This is a genomic window from Photobacterium sp. Hal280, from assembly GCF_037162255.1.
Classification (GTDB): Bacteria; Pseudomonadota; Gammaproteobacteria; order Enterobacterales; family Vibrionaceae; genus Photobacterium.
In genome coordinates this window covers 2,684,565-2,699,631 of the sequence record NZ_JARLUO010000005.1, presented here as the reverse complement: position 1 = coordinate 2,699,631, position 15,067 = coordinate 2,684,565, and the positions used below count along the sequence as shown (strand labels likewise).

At 54.9% G+C, this 15,067-nt stretch carries 12 protein-coding genes; 2 read left to right on the top strand and 10 right to left on the bottom strand.

Annotation, left to right across the window (positions count from 1 at the left end; all coding sequences use genetic code 11):
• Positions 1 to 44 precede the first annotated feature (44 nt).
• On the bottom strand, positions 45 to 1,373 hold the full coding sequence (locus tag P4S53_RS21645; protein WP_337114324.1) for a peptidoglycan DD-metalloendopeptidase family protein: 1,329 nt from the start codon (positions 1,371 to 1,373) through the stop codon (positions 45 to 47).
• Between the two features lie 138 nt (positions 1,374 to 1,511).
• On the opposite strand from P4S53_RS21645, the gene tyrS reads away from it, so the two are divergent.
• Positions 1,512 to 2,699 carry a tyrosine--tRNA ligase gene (gene tyrS, locus P4S53_RS21640; protein WP_192015514.1) on the top strand — a complete coding sequence of 396 codons (1,188 nt, stop codon included), beginning with the start codon at positions 1,512 to 1,514 and terminating at the stop codon, positions 2,697 to 2,699.
• Between the two features lie 53 nt (positions 2,700 to 2,752).
• Here the strand turns inward: tyrS and P4S53_RS21635 are convergent, their stop codons facing one another.
• The 3 genes from P4S53_RS21635 to P4S53_RS21625 form a co-directional block, all read right to left on the bottom strand.
• Positions 2,753 to 3,346, bottom strand: a complete 594-nt coding sequence (locus tag P4S53_RS21635; protein WP_337114323.1) for a flavodoxin family protein — start codon at positions 3,344 to 3,346, stop codon at positions 2,753 to 2,755.
• A 109-nt stretch (positions 3,347 to 3,455) separates the two neighbouring features.
• Complete coding sequence (locus P4S53_RS21630; RefSeq protein WP_337114322.1) at positions 3,456 to 4,352, bottom strand: questin oxidase family protein; 897 nt, start codon at positions 4,350 to 4,352, stop codon at positions 3,456 to 3,458.
• Positions 4,353 to 4,376: 24 nt separating this feature from the next.
• Positions 4,377 to 4,793 (bottom strand): VOC family protein, encoded by a 417-nt coding sequence (locus P4S53_RS21625; protein ID WP_337114321.1) that lies wholly within the window; start codon positions 4,791 to 4,793, stop codon positions 4,377 to 4,379.
• Positions 4,794 to 4,960: 167 nt separating this feature from the next.
• Here P4S53_RS21625 and P4S53_RS21620 point away from each other — a divergent pair, with 167 nt between their 5' ends.
• A complete protein-coding gene (locus tag P4S53_RS21620; protein ID WP_337114320.1) occupies positions 4,961 to 5,557 on the top strand; it encodes a DedA family protein in 597 nt (198 codons plus the stop codon).
• Between the two features lie 10 nt (positions 5,558 to 5,567).
• Here the strand turns inward: P4S53_RS21620 and P4S53_RS21615 are convergent, their stop codons facing one another.
• The 6 genes from P4S53_RS21615 to gltB form a co-directional block, all read right to left on the bottom strand.
• Positions 5,568 to 6,182: a TRIC cation channel family protein gene (locus tag P4S53_RS21615; protein ID WP_337114319.1), complete on the bottom strand. Its 615-nt coding sequence runs from the start codon at positions 6,180 to 6,182 to the stop codon at positions 5,568 to 5,570.
• A gap of 135 nt (positions 6,183 to 6,317) precedes the next feature.
• Positions 6,318 to 7,205 (bottom strand): vitamin B12 ABC transporter substrate-binding protein BtuF, encoded by an 888-nt coding sequence (gene btuF / locus P4S53_RS21610; RefSeq protein ID WP_442958702.1) that lies wholly within the window; start codon positions 7,203 to 7,205, stop codon positions 6,318 to 6,320.
• 2 nt (positions 7,206 to 7,207) lie between these two features.
• Positions 7,208 to 8,164, bottom strand: coding sequence for a cobalamin biosynthesis family protein (locus tag P4S53_RS21605; protein WP_337114317.1), 957 nt, complete (start codon positions 8,162 to 8,164; stop codon positions 7,208 to 7,210).
• Positions 8,164 to 8,865 carry a 5'-methylthioadenosine/S-adenosylhomocysteine nucleosidase gene (mtnN, locus tag P4S53_RS21600; RefSeq protein WP_337114316.1) on the bottom strand — a complete coding sequence of 234 codons (702 nt, stop codon included), beginning with the start codon at positions 8,863 to 8,865 and terminating at the stop codon, positions 8,164 to 8,166. The genes P4S53_RS21605 and mtnN overlap by 1 nt, the downstream gene beginning before the upstream one ends.
• 188 nt (positions 8,866 to 9,053) lie before the next feature.
• A complete protein-coding gene (locus P4S53_RS21595) occupies positions 9,054 to 10,463 on the bottom strand; it encodes an FAD-dependent oxidoreductase (RefSeq protein ID WP_337114315.1) in 1,410 nt (469 codons plus the stop codon).
• 13 nt (positions 10,464 to 10,476) lie between these two features.
• Positions 10,477 to 14,940 (bottom strand): glutamate synthase large subunit, encoded by a 4,464-nt coding sequence (gene gltB, locus P4S53_RS21590; protein WP_337114314.1) that lies wholly within the window; start codon positions 14,938 to 14,940, stop codon positions 10,477 to 10,479.
• Positions 14,941 to 15,067: the final 127 nt, after the last annotated feature.

Genomic DNA, 15,067 nt, shown 5'->3' with positions numbered 1-15,067 from the left:
CTTTGGGTGACGGCTTTTTTGTTTGCCCATGGGTGATCTCAATATCAGCTTCTGGACGGTATTAAACTGGCATTGCTATTGGTGGCCAGTAATTGTCGCAGTTGCGTCAGCTGCGCCAAACGTTCATTGGCTTGCTGCTTGAAGGCGGCTTTGTCTTTGCCTTTCAGCGAATCAGACTGAGGCAGAGACACGGTTCTGGGGTTCTTGTGTACCCCGTTCACCAGAAATTCATAGTGCAGGTGAGCCCCGGTCACCCGGCCACTGCTGCCCAGTTTGCCGATGGTTTGTCCCTGTTTCACCCGCTGGCCGGTTTTGACCAGGCGCTTGCTCAAATGCAGGTATTTGGTGACATAGGTCGAACTGTGACGGATAAAGACGTAATTACCGTTGAACTGGTTGTAGGACGATTTCATGACCACACCGTCACCGGCTGACCAGATAGGCGTCCCCACCGGAGCCACGTAATCGGTGCCGCGGTGCGCTTTCACCTGGCCGGTCACCGGGTGCAGACGGCGCGGGTTAAAGTTGGAACTGACGTAGCGGAAGTTCACCGGTGAGCGCAGGAAGGCTTTTTGCATCGCCCGGCCATCCGGATCGTAATATTTGCCGTCGCTGCTGTTTCTGACCGCGGTGAAGGTCTGACCCAGGTTGGAGAAGGTGGCGGCAAGAATATTGCCGCGACCTATGGGCTCGCCTTCGACATAGCGTTCTTCAAACAAGACTGAAAAGGTATCGCCTTCGCGGATATCCAGGGCAAAGTCGATATCCCAGCCAAAAATACCGGCAATTTCCATGATCTGGTTCGGCGTCAGACCAGCATCTGCTGCGGCGTTCCAGAAGCTGGAGGTGATCACCGCCTGGGCAAAATTGAGCTGAGTATCGACCTTCTTCACTTCTGTTCTGGAATGGAAGGTGTCGCCTTTGCGTGTGATATAGAGGGTTTCTGTGGCATTGATCGGCTGAATGAGCTGAATCAGATCTTTGTTGTCATCAAGCCCGAACCGCAGTTTGTCGCCGGGACGTAATGTGATCAGAGATTTGGTGCCTTCATCGGCATTGATCAGGCGGTACAGTGTGGCCGGGCTGAGGCCGACTTTATCAAAGACCAGCGCCAGACTTTCACCCGGTTTGATCACATGCTCCGTCCAGACCAGTGGAGGCGGTAACAAGGGAGGAGTGACGCCGTTTGCCTGCAGCTGAGGCCCGTTGACCTTGATGTCGAGCGGATAGAGTTTGCCGATTTCAAACTTTTGCTCAGGCTTCTCCATCTCCTCTGCGCCCGGCAGCAGGATCAGCAGTACAGTCACCGCACTGATAATGGTGATGAGAATCTGATGTATCCTTGGCAAACGGGAAAATTTTGATATTAGCATTTGATAATTATTTTGATGTTTTTTGCGCATAAGAGAAAAATAAGACAAGGCTAAGTCTAACTGGTTTCAAAAAACATCGCTATTCAAGTAATATTGCCCTTTATCATATTTATGCCAATTTTGTGGGAGTGAACAGGAATGGCCAGCATTGAGCATGCGTTAGCGGAAATTAAACGCGGGGTCGACGAACTGATCCCGGAAGAAGAGTTGATTGCCAAACTGAAGGAAAATCGTCCTCTGCGAATTAAACTGGGGGCGGATCCGACAGCGCCGGACATTCATCTGGGCCACACTGTCATCCTTAATAAGCTGCGTACCTTCCAGGAACTGGGCCACGAAGTCACTTTCCTGATTGGAGACTTCACCGGTATGGTGGGTGATCCGACCGGTAAGAACACCACACGTCCTCCCCTGACCCGTGAAGATGTACTGCGCAATGCCGAAACCTATAAAGAGCAGGTTTTCAAGATTCTCGACCCGGCCAAAACCAAAATTGAATTCAATTCTACCTGGTTGTCTGAGCTGGGCGCAGAAGGCATGATCCGCCTGGCTGCCAGTCAGACGGTTGCCCGCATGCTGGAACGTGATGACTTCAAAAAGCGCTATAACGAAGGCCGTCCGATTGCCATTCACGAATTCATGTACCCGTTGCTGCAGGGTTATGACTCGGTGGCAATGAACACCGATGTTGAGCTGGGCGGAACGGATCAGAAGTTCAACCTGCTGATGGGCCGTGAGCTGCAAAAGGCGGAAGGTCAGAAACCTCAGGTGGTGCTGACCATGCCACTGCTGGTGGGTCTGGACGGCGTGAAGAAGATGTCTAAATCGGCCCATAACTACATTGGTGTGGCTGATGCTCCGACCGAAATGTTCGGCAAAATCATGTCGATTTCTGATGAGCTGATGTGGAACTACTATGAACTGCTGTCTTTCCGTCCGCTGGAAGAGATTGAGCAGCTCAAGCAGGAAATGGCGAACGGCCGTAACCCGCGCGATGTGAAAATTTTGCTGGCCAAAGAAATTATTGCCCGCTTCCACTCCGAGGCGGATGCTGACGCGGCTGAGCAGGATTTCATTAACCGTTTCCAGAAAGGGGCGATGCCGGATGAAATGCCTGAGTTCGAATTTGCAGCCGGTGTGGCAATTGCCAACCTGCTGAAAGATGCTGATCTGGTCAATTCAACCTCTGATGCACTACGGATGATCCGCCAGGGCGCGGTGAAAATCGACGGCGAAAAAGTGGACGATACCAAGCTTGAGCTCAGTGCTGGTACGGCTGTGTATCAGGTCGGTAAGCGCAAGTTTGCCCGTATTACCCTGAAATAACAGCTGGTCATCCCATGAGAGAAGGCGCCGTGATGGCGCCTTTTTTGTCTCTGTCAGGCCAGAGACGGCACAGGCGCGCCGGTCACGACCGGCTGGCTTTGCAGGAGTGCCGCCACCCGCTGGCCCAGATGAGCCGCGGTTTTCACGTCGGCGTCACTGAGCTGTCCGGTCGGGGTGTGGCCACTGGCCCCCAGCTGGCGGCCCATCGGATTGATGCTTTTGTCGTCATAGCCATTGGGCATATCCATACCGACCCACAACATGCCATGCTGCATCGCCAGCACGAAGAGGTAGTTCAGGGTGCTGTCCTGCTCGCCGCCCAGACTGCCGCCGACGGTAAATCCGGCGGCCAGCTTGTTACGCCAGCCTTGTCCGCTCCAGCTGTCGCTGCTGGCATCGGCAAACGCTTTGAACTGAGCGGCGGGGCCGCCCATATAGGTTGGGCTGCCAAAGATAATGGCATCGGCCTGCTGCAGGCTGGCAAACAGATCCGGGTCGCTGAAGCGGCCGTGTTCAATATCTTCCCCGGCAATGCGGTAGCGCATGACCTGAATACCGGGTTGGGTTTTGGCGCCATGGGTGATCGCCTCGGCCATGTGATGGGTCGTGCCTGAACCGGAATAGTAAACCAGAGCTATGGTTTTCATCGATTGATTCCTTATGCTTATTCTTCTTCGTGGGTGGCCAAGCGCATCTGAATGGCCGCCAGATATTCGTTGAACTGAAAAATCTGATACAGACGGCTGCAGCTGTAGGTCAGTTTGATGCTGTGATCGTCGGACAGGGGGTCACTTTGCTAAACCAGCCAACCCAGTCCGGTACAATGTCGCTTGGTTGCGGGTGGTTCGGGCGCGGGCGATCCGGCGTGGAGCAGAAAGCAGCGACATACGCCTGCCAGTAGTAGGCCAGCGCCAGTCGGCGGTCCGGCAGGAAAGGCATGAGTTGCAGCAAGGCATCAAACCCGGTGACCCCGTGCAGCAGGGTAAAGTCCCCACTCGCCAGATAAGCCCGAACCGTGAGGCGGGCAATCTCAGGTTCGGTGAGATCGTCAGGCACAGCGGCGATGGACCGATAAGCAGATTGATGAACCACTTCATTCACGCGATCAACAATGATACCGGGTTGAAACCGATAGTCTCTGAAAGCCTGGTACGCCTGCTCGAGCTGAGTTTCAGCCTGATACTGATCGGAGAAATGCAGTTCACCTAAGGCCTGATACTCACTGGCCCAGTAGGCAAGTGAAACGGCAATTTCATTGGGTTCGCCCGTTTCTACAGCATAGCTCAGGCGGATCAACCCGTGAAACGCGCTGCTGGCAAGGCCGGGCAGTAAGATCGGCAACCATTTCCGCAGTACCGTATCTGTGCCCTGAAGAGCGATTTGCTGACGAAACTGCTGGTGAAAGGCCGGAAAACTGTCGCGATCCGCCAGTGCTGGTGTTGTGTGCCGGGGTGGGATCGTCTGACGGATCGGCCGTAAATTCGGCGCATATGCCTGATAAAAATGCTCCAGTTGGTGAGGATTGGCACCGCAGCGTGCCAACGCGATGAGTGCCATGGGTAAATGATTCGACAACTCAGGCCTGTAGATGGGGTCAAATTGCAATCCCTTGTCAATCAAAGCCAGACATTCGGCGTGAATGGGCGCATACATTTTCAGATCTCCTGTCCTGAGGGGTTAGAGGGAATAATCATTACGCAGTAATGGATCGTCACTCAGATACTGGGTGAATTCCCATTCAATACCGTCCCTGTCATAAAAGTAGATCCGCTGGCGCCAGGGGTGACTGGTTTCCAGCTCATTTTCCCGGTATCCCGCGCTGAGCAGCCGCTCACGGACCTGCATGACATCATCAACTCCCAGACCGATATGGTTGATCCCCAGATCCCGGTAAGGCGTGCGATCGATCTGATCGCGAGCAACCACTTCCTGCAGCGCCAGATAAGTGTCTTCTGTACCGATATGACACCAGCGATACATAGGGTGTTGTCCCTGATGGCGGACGGAGAACTCCGGGATAGCGGTTTGCAGAAATTCGATGGTGTTTTCCAGCCGACGGACAGTGAGGTTGGCGTGTTCGACGTAGGGTTTCATAGTGCCTCCTGGCTTGAGCGGTGCTTTTATTAGTAAATCATTTTGTTTACATATTAGTATGAAACCCGATTAAGTAAAGTTTTTTGTTTATTTAAGGATGGCGATGCTTTCTCATCTGCCTGATTGGGTATAGCATGGAGTGCGCTTGTGAATTTGAGGAGAATGGCATGGAGCATCTGGTACAGGAGCTGGCGCCGCTGATGCAGGAATACGGTTATGCTCTGCTGGGTCTGGCTATCGCGGTTGAAGGTATCGGGATTCCGGCTCCGGGACAGTCTTTGCTGATCGTTGCCAGTTATCTTTCCGTCAGCGGGACATTTTCCCTTCCCGTTGTGCTGGCCGTCGCTGGAAGCGCCAGCTGGCTGGGGAATACTGCCGGCTATGTGATGGGATCAAAATTTGCTCATGTCGTAGAGCGCCGGGGTTGGTTAAAGCCAGCTTCGGTTGAGAAGGTACATGGGTTTATTGATAAGTACGGGGTGCTGGGGCTGGTGATGAGCCGCTTTCTGGAAGGGCTGAAACAATTGATGTGCCTGGGCTGTGGCATGGCACAAATGCCAAGGCATCACTTTTTGATGGGGAATACCCTGGCGGTCGGGATCTGGCTGACGGTATTTGGTTTAGGTCCGGCTTTTTTTCACGAAGAGATCGGGCGAATTGGCCTGTTTTACCATCATCATCAGCAGGCTTTCTGGGCGGTGGCGGTGTTGGCGGGACTGGCATTGCTGATTTGGCTATTTCGCAAGCGCAGTCCCGGCAACTGATTTCTGTCGATCAGTTGTGCCTGAGCGAAAAAGTTGGCAGTGACAGGTGCCAGCGAATGGCCGCCAGCCGGATCGACAGGGTCGTGGCAATACCGCACAAACTGGCGGCCGCGGTTTCCAGCCCAAAGTGTAACCCTACGGTGTGGACAATACCGCCCAGGATGCATGCCGTGGCATACACTTCGGTTCTCAGCACCATGGGAACTTCACGGGCCAGTACGTCACGGATCACCCCGCCGCCGCACCCTGTGATCACGCCCATGATCACGGCGACCATAGGGGAAGCACCAAAGCGCAGCGCTTTTTCCACCCCAATGGCGACGAAAACCGCCAGACCAATGGCATCGGCCACCGGCAGGAAATACCAGGGCATTTTACGCGGATTCTGGATCGCCAGCATCGCCAGCAGACAGGTTGCAAAAATTACCCACAGGTAATTGGTGTCGGTGATCCAAAATACCGGCGTGGCCCCCAGGGCCATATCGCGGATAGTGCCGCCGCCAATGGCAGTGACACAGGCCAGCACCACGACCCCGAACGGGTCCATCCTTAATCGGCCTGCCAGTAAGATGCCGGAAATGGCAAATACAGCGGTGCCAAACATATCAAGCGTGTAAATCAGCATAGTGCCCCTGCACACAACCAGTGATTAAAACCCGCGCCACCTGACTGAAGGGGCCGAGCGAAAAAGCGCTGAGATTGTACGGTGAAATGTAACGCGCACAACCGATAACTTTGTCTTTGTGAGCTCATTCACATCCTATTGGTGATGATTTTTGCGCACTTCATCCAGTTGCTTACAAATTTCTTGAGCGGCCAGTAAGGCTCTGGGGGTCGGGCGGTTCAGCCAGTCCGCCTGGGTCTGGTACAGGTGCTGCTCCCGGACGGCGGGCAATTGTTCGTGCCAGGGCAACCAGAGGTTGAAGGCGTTGGCATCGGGGCCAGCACTGCCATGGGGGGTGAATATCGCTTCAGGGCGGCGGACGATCACTTGCTCTTTCGACACCTGCGGGTACGCCACGGGACTGTCGGCAAAAATATTTTCACCACCGCAGAGCGCGAACACCTGACTGGGCCAGCTTTCGCCGGACATGCTCATGAGCGGCGAGATGCCCAACTGGTAAAAATAGCGTACCGGTTTTTGATGTCCGTACTGCTGATTCAATTGCGCCATGGTGTGACGGAAAGCCGAGGCAGCCTGATTGGCTGTAGCCGGATCCTCGGCAAAGCTGCCGAGTGTTTCCAGGCTGTCGGCAATCGCATCAAGCGTGGTGGGATGGGAATAAAAGATCCGGATCCCTAACTGTTCCAGTTTTGCCATTTCTCTGGGCGGGTTGCCGCCTTGCCAGGCCAGCACCAGATCAGGCTTCAAGGCCAGAATGCGTTCCAGCTTGATGCCGCGGTAATTCGCAACCCGCTCCAGTGCCAGAGCCTGCGGCGGGTAGTCGCTGTAATCACTGGCAGCGATCAGCTTGCTGCCTAAACCTGCGGCATAGGCCAGCTCAGTGGTGTGCGGTGCAAGACTGATAATACGCTGAGGCTTGCTGCCAGTGGCCTGGGCTTCATTGGTTTGTGCTGTTTTGCCATATACTGCCGTGACGACCAAGGTCAAAGGCATCAGCAGGGCAATAAGCAAAGGTCTAAACAGATTCACAACAGACTTCCCATCAGAAACATACACACACTTTGCAGCGCTACCCAGGCCCATAACCGCTGTTGCAGCAGACGATCAATTTGCGATAAATGCAGGGCGGCAGGGGCGATGCGTCCACCGAGCCGCGGACGTTCGAGCTTGCTGGTATCGTAGATAGCCGGACCGCCTAAGGCCAGCTGCAGCTTATGGCCCGTGGCGGTGAGCAGCCAGCCCGGTCCGGGCAATTGCCAGTTTTCACCTTGTTCACGTAAGCCGCGAAAAGCCTCACGGCTGTTTCTGCCCACACTGATAGCCACAGCGAGCAGACGCAGGGGGACAATATCCAGTGTGGCCAGAATACGGATCGCAGGCAGGCCAAAGTACTGGTATTGCTTGCGGCTGGGAGACCAGCAACGGGCCAGACTGACGGCCAGCCGGTAAAGAATGGCACCAAAACCGCCTGCCACCGCATACCAGAACAGCACGGCAGCCACCTGGCGGCCATAACTGAGTAACTGGGTTTCGGCACAGGCTTTACCCAGGCCAAGCAGTGACAGCGTGTCCGTGTTTCGGTTGAGGGCGACAGCGAGCTGTGCTTTGCAACTGGCCTTATCTTCCCGGCTGTAAGCCTGAATAAAATGCTGGCTGAAGCGGCGGCTGTCACGCCAGCCGAGTGCTATCCACAGCAGCACCAGATGAAACAGGCTGTCTATCCACACCAGCTGATAAAAGGCGATCAATAGGATCAGAATGGTCATCCACATCAGTGCCCAGGCCAGGGCACCGGATAATATCCGCTGGCGCGGTGTATCTGTGGCTTTGTTCACCCGGGCTGCCAGCTCAATGGCAATCTGTTGCCAGATCAGCAAAGGCTGGATACTGGCTGGAATGGGCAGCAGCCAGTGTAATGCCAGCGCTCCCCACATCGCCAGCAGGGTTGGATGTTCACTGAGGAGCACAAGCAAATCGTTCATTAGCGGTTCAGCAGCGCCGCCATTTGAACCACCATGGCGGAAGAACTTTTCGCCGCCAGCGGCAGAAACTCTTCGAAACTCATCGGCGATTCCTTATCAGCCACGTCTGAGATGGCACGCACGACCACAAAAGGGACCTTGAACTGATGGCAGGCCTGGGCGATGGCTGCGGCTTCCATTTCAACTGCGATTACCTGTGGGAAGTGAGTCCGTATGCGTTGCTGCTGTTCTGCGCTGCACACGAACGCATCGCCAGTGCAAATCAAACCGCGGACCGCGTGGGTGTTTTCATCGAGCTGAGTCAACGCCTGCTCTGCAACCTGCATCAGCTTTTCGTCAGACTGGAAAGCGGCAGGTTGCTGCGCCATCTGGCCAATTTCATAACCAAAGGCGGTGACATCGGCATCGTGATAACGTACTTCGGTAGAGATAACCACATCACCGACATTCAGGCTGGAATCAAAGCCACCGGCTGAACCTGTATTGACGACCAGATCCGGCTCGAAAATTTCCAGCAAAATGGCAGTCCCCACGGCGGCCGCGACTTTACCGATACCAGACTGAAGCAAGACAACTTCCGCACCATTGAGGGTGCCGGTATAAAAGGTGCAGCCACCTTTTTGCAAAGCAGTACAGTTGTCGAGCTGGTTTTTCAGGATCACGACTTCCTGTTCCATTGCCCCAATAATGCCGATTTTCATTGATGTTATCTCTTTCTTAAAGTGAACCTTACGGTGATTGGATGCGATTGTAACAATGCCAGACAATGTGGGGAAGCCTAAAGAAAAGGCGGCAGAACGACAGGGAAACTGAAAGAAAAAAGCGAGCGGGGGAGAGCCGCTCGCTTGGCCAGGTCTGCTGACAGTGTCATCAACAGACCGTTATCGCATCACAAACCTAGGTAGCCCAGAATCCCATCGGCAGCGCGACGGCCTTCATCGATGGCGGTGACCACCAGATCCGAGCCGCGTACCGCGTCACCACCGGCAAAGATCTTGCTGTTGGTGGTCTGGAAGGCATGCTCGCCGCTGGTTTGAATGCGACCCCACTGATCCAGTGCCACATCAAAGCTATCTAACCAGGGCATCGCATGGGGCTGGAAACCAAAGGCCATGATCACCGCATCAGCTTCCAGCACATGCTCGCTGCCAGCAACAGGCTCAGGACGGCGACGACCGGCGTCATCAGGTTCACCCAGGGCGGTTTGCACCACTTTCACCCCTGTCACCTGGCCGTTGCCATTGACGACCACACCCAAAGGCTGCAGGTTAAACATAAAGTTCACCCCTTCCTCGCGGGCATTTTTCACCTCACGACGTGAACCCGGCATGTTGGCTTCATCGCGGCGGTAGGCACAGACAACATCGCTGGCACCCTGACGGATGGAGGTCCGCACGCAGTCCATCGCGGTGTCACCACCACCTAAGACCACCACACGTTTACCTGCCATGTCGATATACTCAGGGGCATTGTCTTCCAGATTCATCACCTTGTAAGTGTTGGAAATCAGGAAAGGCAGTGCATCGTAGACACCGGCGGCATCTTCATTTTCCAGACCGGCCCGCATGTTTTTGTAAGTACCCACACCCAGGAAAACCGCGTCATATTCGTCGATCAGATCCTGAAGCTGTACATCAGTACCGACTTCTGTATTGAGGCGGAACTCGACCCCCATTTCGGTAAAGATCCGGCGACGGTTGATCATCACCTCTTTTTCCAGCTTGAACGACGGGATACCGAAGGTCAGCAGACCGCCAATTTCCGGGTAGCGGTCAAACACCACAGGTTTCACGCCGTTACGCACCAGAATGTCGGCGCAGGAGAGGCCGGCAGGACCGGCACCGATAATGGCGACTTTCTTGTCTGTCCATTCAACGCCGGACATGTCCGGTTTCCAGCCCATTTCGAAGGCTTTGTCGGTAATGTATTTCTCAACATTACCGATAGTCACAGCCCCGAAATCATCATTGAGCGTACAGGCGCCTTCACACAGACGATCCTGAGGGCACACCCGGCCACAGACTTCCGGCAGGGTGTTGGTCTGGTGAGACAGTTCAACGGCTTCCAGAATCCGGCCTTCATTGGCCAGACTCAGCCACTGCGGGATATAGTTGTGTACCGGACACTTCCACTCACAGTAGGGGTTGCCGCAGTCCAGGCAGCGATCAGACTGAGCGCTGGCCTGCTGTTGAGTAAAAGGTTCGTAGATTTCGACGAACTCAATCTTACGGATTTCAATCGGCTTCTTCGGCGGATCGACACGTTCTACATCGATAAATTGGTAAATGTTCTGGCTCATTGGATTCCCTCCCTTATTGTGCCTGAACGCGGAGTTCAGCAGCTGAACGGCTTTGGTGACCCAGCAGCGTGTTCACGTCTGCCGACTTCGGTTTAGCCAGGAAGAATTTCGGGATCCACTGATCAAAGTTGGCCAGAATTTCCTGTGCACGGCTTGAGCCGGTTTCCTCCAGATGGCGGTCGATCAGACCACGCAGGTGTTCCTGATGAATCGTCAGTTCCTGCAGGGGCAGGGCTTCGATCAGTTCAGGGTTGACCCGGCCGGCGAAATCACCGACTTCATCCAGAATATAGGCAAAGCCGCCTGTCATACCGGCGCCAAAGTTAACGCCTGTGTGGCCAAGGATCGCCACGATACCGCCTGTCATGTATTCACAGGCGTTGTCGCCTGCGCCTTCAACCACGGCAATTGTGCCTGAGTTACGAACTGCAAAGCGCTCACCGGCCTTACCGGCAGCAAACAGCTTACCGCCGGTTGCGCCGTACAGGCAGGTATTGCCTATGATGGTGGATTCATGCGATTTGAACGCAGATCCCACCGGTGGCCGGATCGTAATCACACCGCCTGTCATGCCTTTGCCGACATAGTCGTTGGCATCACCGGTCAGATACAGGTTCAGGCCACCGGCATTCCATACGCCGAATGACTGTCCTGCCGTACCCGACAGGTGCACATTGACGGGATTGGCCGCCATGCCCTGATTGCCGTAGCGCAGCGCAATTTCACCTGACAGGCGGGCACCGAAGGAGCGGTCTGTGTTGCGGATATCCAGATATATATCGGCGCCACTCTGAGCTTCCACCGCTGGCAGAGCTTCATCGACCAGTTTCTGGTTCAGTACACCGGTATCGAACGGCGTGTTCGGTTCGCTGCAGTACAGGGTCTTACCTTCCATCGGCGTGGGCGTATGCAGCAGACCACTGAGGTCCAGCTTGTTTTGCTTGGCCGTAAAGCCGTTGACCATTTCCAGCAGATCGGTACGTCCGATCAGGTCGGTCAGCTTTTCAACACCCAGTTTCGCCAGCAAGGTCCGTACTTCTTCACCCAGGCCGACAAAGTAATTCATGACCTGCTCAGGCAAGCCTTTGAAGAAATCGCGGCGCAGGGTGTCATCTTGTGTCGCGACACCGGTTGCACAGTTGTTGAGGTGGCAGATCCGCAGGTATTTACAACCCAGTGCCACCATAGGTGCAGTCCCGAAACCGAAGCTTTCCGCGCCCAAAATAGCGGCTTTGACGACATCCAGTCCGGTTTTCAGGCCGCCATCCACCTGCAGGCGGATTTTATGACGCAGACCATTGGCCACCAGTGCCTGCTGCGTTTCCGCCAGGCCCAGCTCCCAAGGGCTGCCGGCGTATTTCACCGAGGTCAGCGGGCTGGCACCTGTACCGCCGTCATAGCCTGAGACGGTGATCAGATCGGCATAGGCCTTAGCCACACCGGTGGCGATCGTGCCGACGCCGGGTTCTGATACCAGCTTGACCGAGACCAGGGCTTTCGGGTTGACTTGTTTGAGATCGAAAATCAGCTGCGCCAAGTCTTCAATCGAGTAAATGTCATGGTGCGGCGGCGGTGAAATCAGGGTGACGCCCGGCACGGCATAACGCAGTTTGGCGATTTCAGTGGTGACTTTATGGCCGGGCAACTGGCCGCCTTCACCAGGTTTTGCTCCTTGCGCCACTTTGATTTGCAGCACATCAGCATTGACCAGATAGTGAGGAGTCACCCCGAAGCGGCCGGACGCGACCTGCTTGATGCGGGAATTGCGCTCGGTGCCGAAGCGACGCGGATCCTCGCCCCCTTCACCTGAGTTGGAGAAACCACCGAGACGGTTCATGGCAATCGCCAGCGCTTCATGGGCTTCCGGACTCAGGGCGCCGATAGACATGGCGGCTGAGTCGAAGCGCTTGTACAGTTCGGTGGCGGCTTCTACGTTGGCAACGTCAATCGGGTTGGTTGATTCTTTCAGTTTCAGCAAGTCACGCAGCGTTGCTGCCGGACGTTCGTTCACCACGTTGGCAAAGGCGAGATAATCCTGGTACTCACCGGATTTAACGGCTTTTTGCAGCGTCGTGACAACATCCGGGTTGTAAGCGTGAAATTCGCCACCGTGGACAAATTTCAGCAAGCCACCGTGATCGATTTGCTTGCGCTTGACAAACGCTTTACGCGACAGGTTGAACAAGTCTTGCTGGAAGTCATCAAAGTTCGCGCCTTCAATACGGCTCGATACGCCCTTGAAGCACAATGCCACCACATCCGAATGCAGACCAACGGCTTCAAACAGCTGCGAGCAACGATAAGAGGCGACGGTGGAAATCCCCATTTTCGACATGATCTTATACAGACCTTTGTCGATACCGTTACGGAAGTTCAGCATCACCTCGCGGTAGGGCTTGTTGATAGCACCGCTGTCAATCTGCTGTGCCAGTGACTCGTATGCCAGATACGGATAAACAGCCGTGGCGCCAAAGCCAAGCAAGACAGCGAACTGATGCGGGTCACGGGCAGTGGCGGTTTCTACGATGATGTTGGCATCACAACGCAGGTTGGCGGTCACCAGGCGAGCCTGTACTGCACCCACAGCCATCGCGGCCGGGATCGGCAGCTTGTCGGCACTGATCCCCCGATCAGACAGTACGACAAGTACAGTCCCGCCACGGACCAGGCGTTCCACCTGATCGCACAGATCGACCAGGGCCTGCTTGAGATCTTTCTCGTTCGGATCGAAGTTAATGTCGATAATGCTGTTACGGTAGTGCTGGTTGTCCAGCCCCAACAGCTGCACCATGTCAGAGTACAGCAGAATCGGTGACTTGAACGCCACGCGGTGGGCATGGCCGTCGGTTTCGTTAAACACGTTCATTTCACGGCCGATACAGGTGGCCAGCGACATCACGTGTTTTTCACGCAAGGGATCGATCGGCGGGTTGGTGACCTGTGCGAACATCTGACGGAAATAATCAGACACCAGACGCTCTTTGGAAGACAGCACGGCCATTGGGGCATCATCACCCATAGAACCAGTGGCTTCCTGACCGTTTTCACCGATCACCCGCATCACCTGATCCAGTTCTTCACGGTTCACCGCAAAGAGTTTCTGGTAAGTGTTCAGCTCTTCCGGCGACATTTCCCGGCTGCCGACCTGATCATCTCCCATCTCTTCAAAGGGCACCAGGCGGCGAACATGGGTATCCAGCCACGCTTTATAAGGGTGGCGTTCCATCAGGTCGTTATCAATGTCGGCGGAATGCCAGATTTTGCCCAGTTTGGTATCTATGACCAGCAGTTCGCCGGGACCGACCCGGCCTTTTTGCGCCACTTCGTCCGGCGCGTAATCCCAGATACCCACTTCTGAGGCCAGGGTGATTAGTTTGTCTTTGGTGATGACAAAACGCGCCGGGCGCAGACCGTTCCGGTCGAGGTTACAGGCGGCATAGCGGCCGTCCGACATCACGATACCGGCCGGGCCGTCCCACGGCTCCATGTGCATGGAGTTAAAGTCGTAGAAGGCGCGCAGTTTCGGATCCATATCCGGGTGGTTTTGCCATGCCGGCGGCACCAGCATCCGCATGGCACGGAACAAGTCCATACCACCGGCCAGGAAGAGTTCCAGCATATTATCCAGGCTGGAGGAGTCAGAGCCGGTTTCGTTGACAAAAGGCGCGGCGGTGGCCAGATCCGGCAGCAGCGGGGAGGCGAACTTATACGCCCGTGCCCGAGCCCACTGACGGTTACCGGCGATGGTGTTGATTTCACCATTATGGGCCAGGTAACGGAACGGCTGAGCCAGTGGCCAGCGGGGTTGTGTATTTGTCGAAAAACGCTGGTGGAACAAACAGATAGAAGATTCCAGGCGTAAGTCACCTAAGTCTTTGTAAAACTTAGGCAGATCGGCGGGCATACACAGGCCTTTATAGACGATAACCTGGGTCGACAGGCTGCAGATATAGAAATCAGAATCGTCCTGAATGCGTTGCTCAATACGGCGACGGGCAATATAAAGGCGACGATCCACATCCCGCGGCTTCCAGCCAGCAGGTGCATTGATAAATACCTGAGCGATAGCCGGCAGGGAATCTTTTGCTATTGGGCCAAGGACTTGCGGATTGACCGGCACATCTCGCCAGCCAGCAACAGACAGGGTCTCTTTGCTTAATTCTTCCTGGATGATCGTGCGGGCTTTTTCAGCCAGAACAGGATCCTGGCTCAGAAACAGCATACCCACGGCGTATTCGCGGGCCAGTGTCCAGCCAAGTTCTTTGGCAACCAGCTGATAAAAGCTGTCCGGCTTTTTCATTAACAGGCCGCAGCCATCACCGGTTTTGCCATCAGCAGCGATGCCGCCTCGGTGTGTCATACGATCCAAGGCCGATATTGCGGTACGGACCAACTTGTGGCTGGCTTCGCCTTCTGTATGGGCGATCAGACCGAAACCACAGTTATCTTTTTCCAGCTTTGGGTCATACAGTGTCATTGCAACTCTCCCTTGCGCCTGCTCCACTGAGCAGGGTTACTGCATAATTATGACAATCTCCCTGATTGTCACTCTCGCGTCCAGCGGACTTTCAAACTAACGGCAAATTACAAAAAGGTCAAATTTT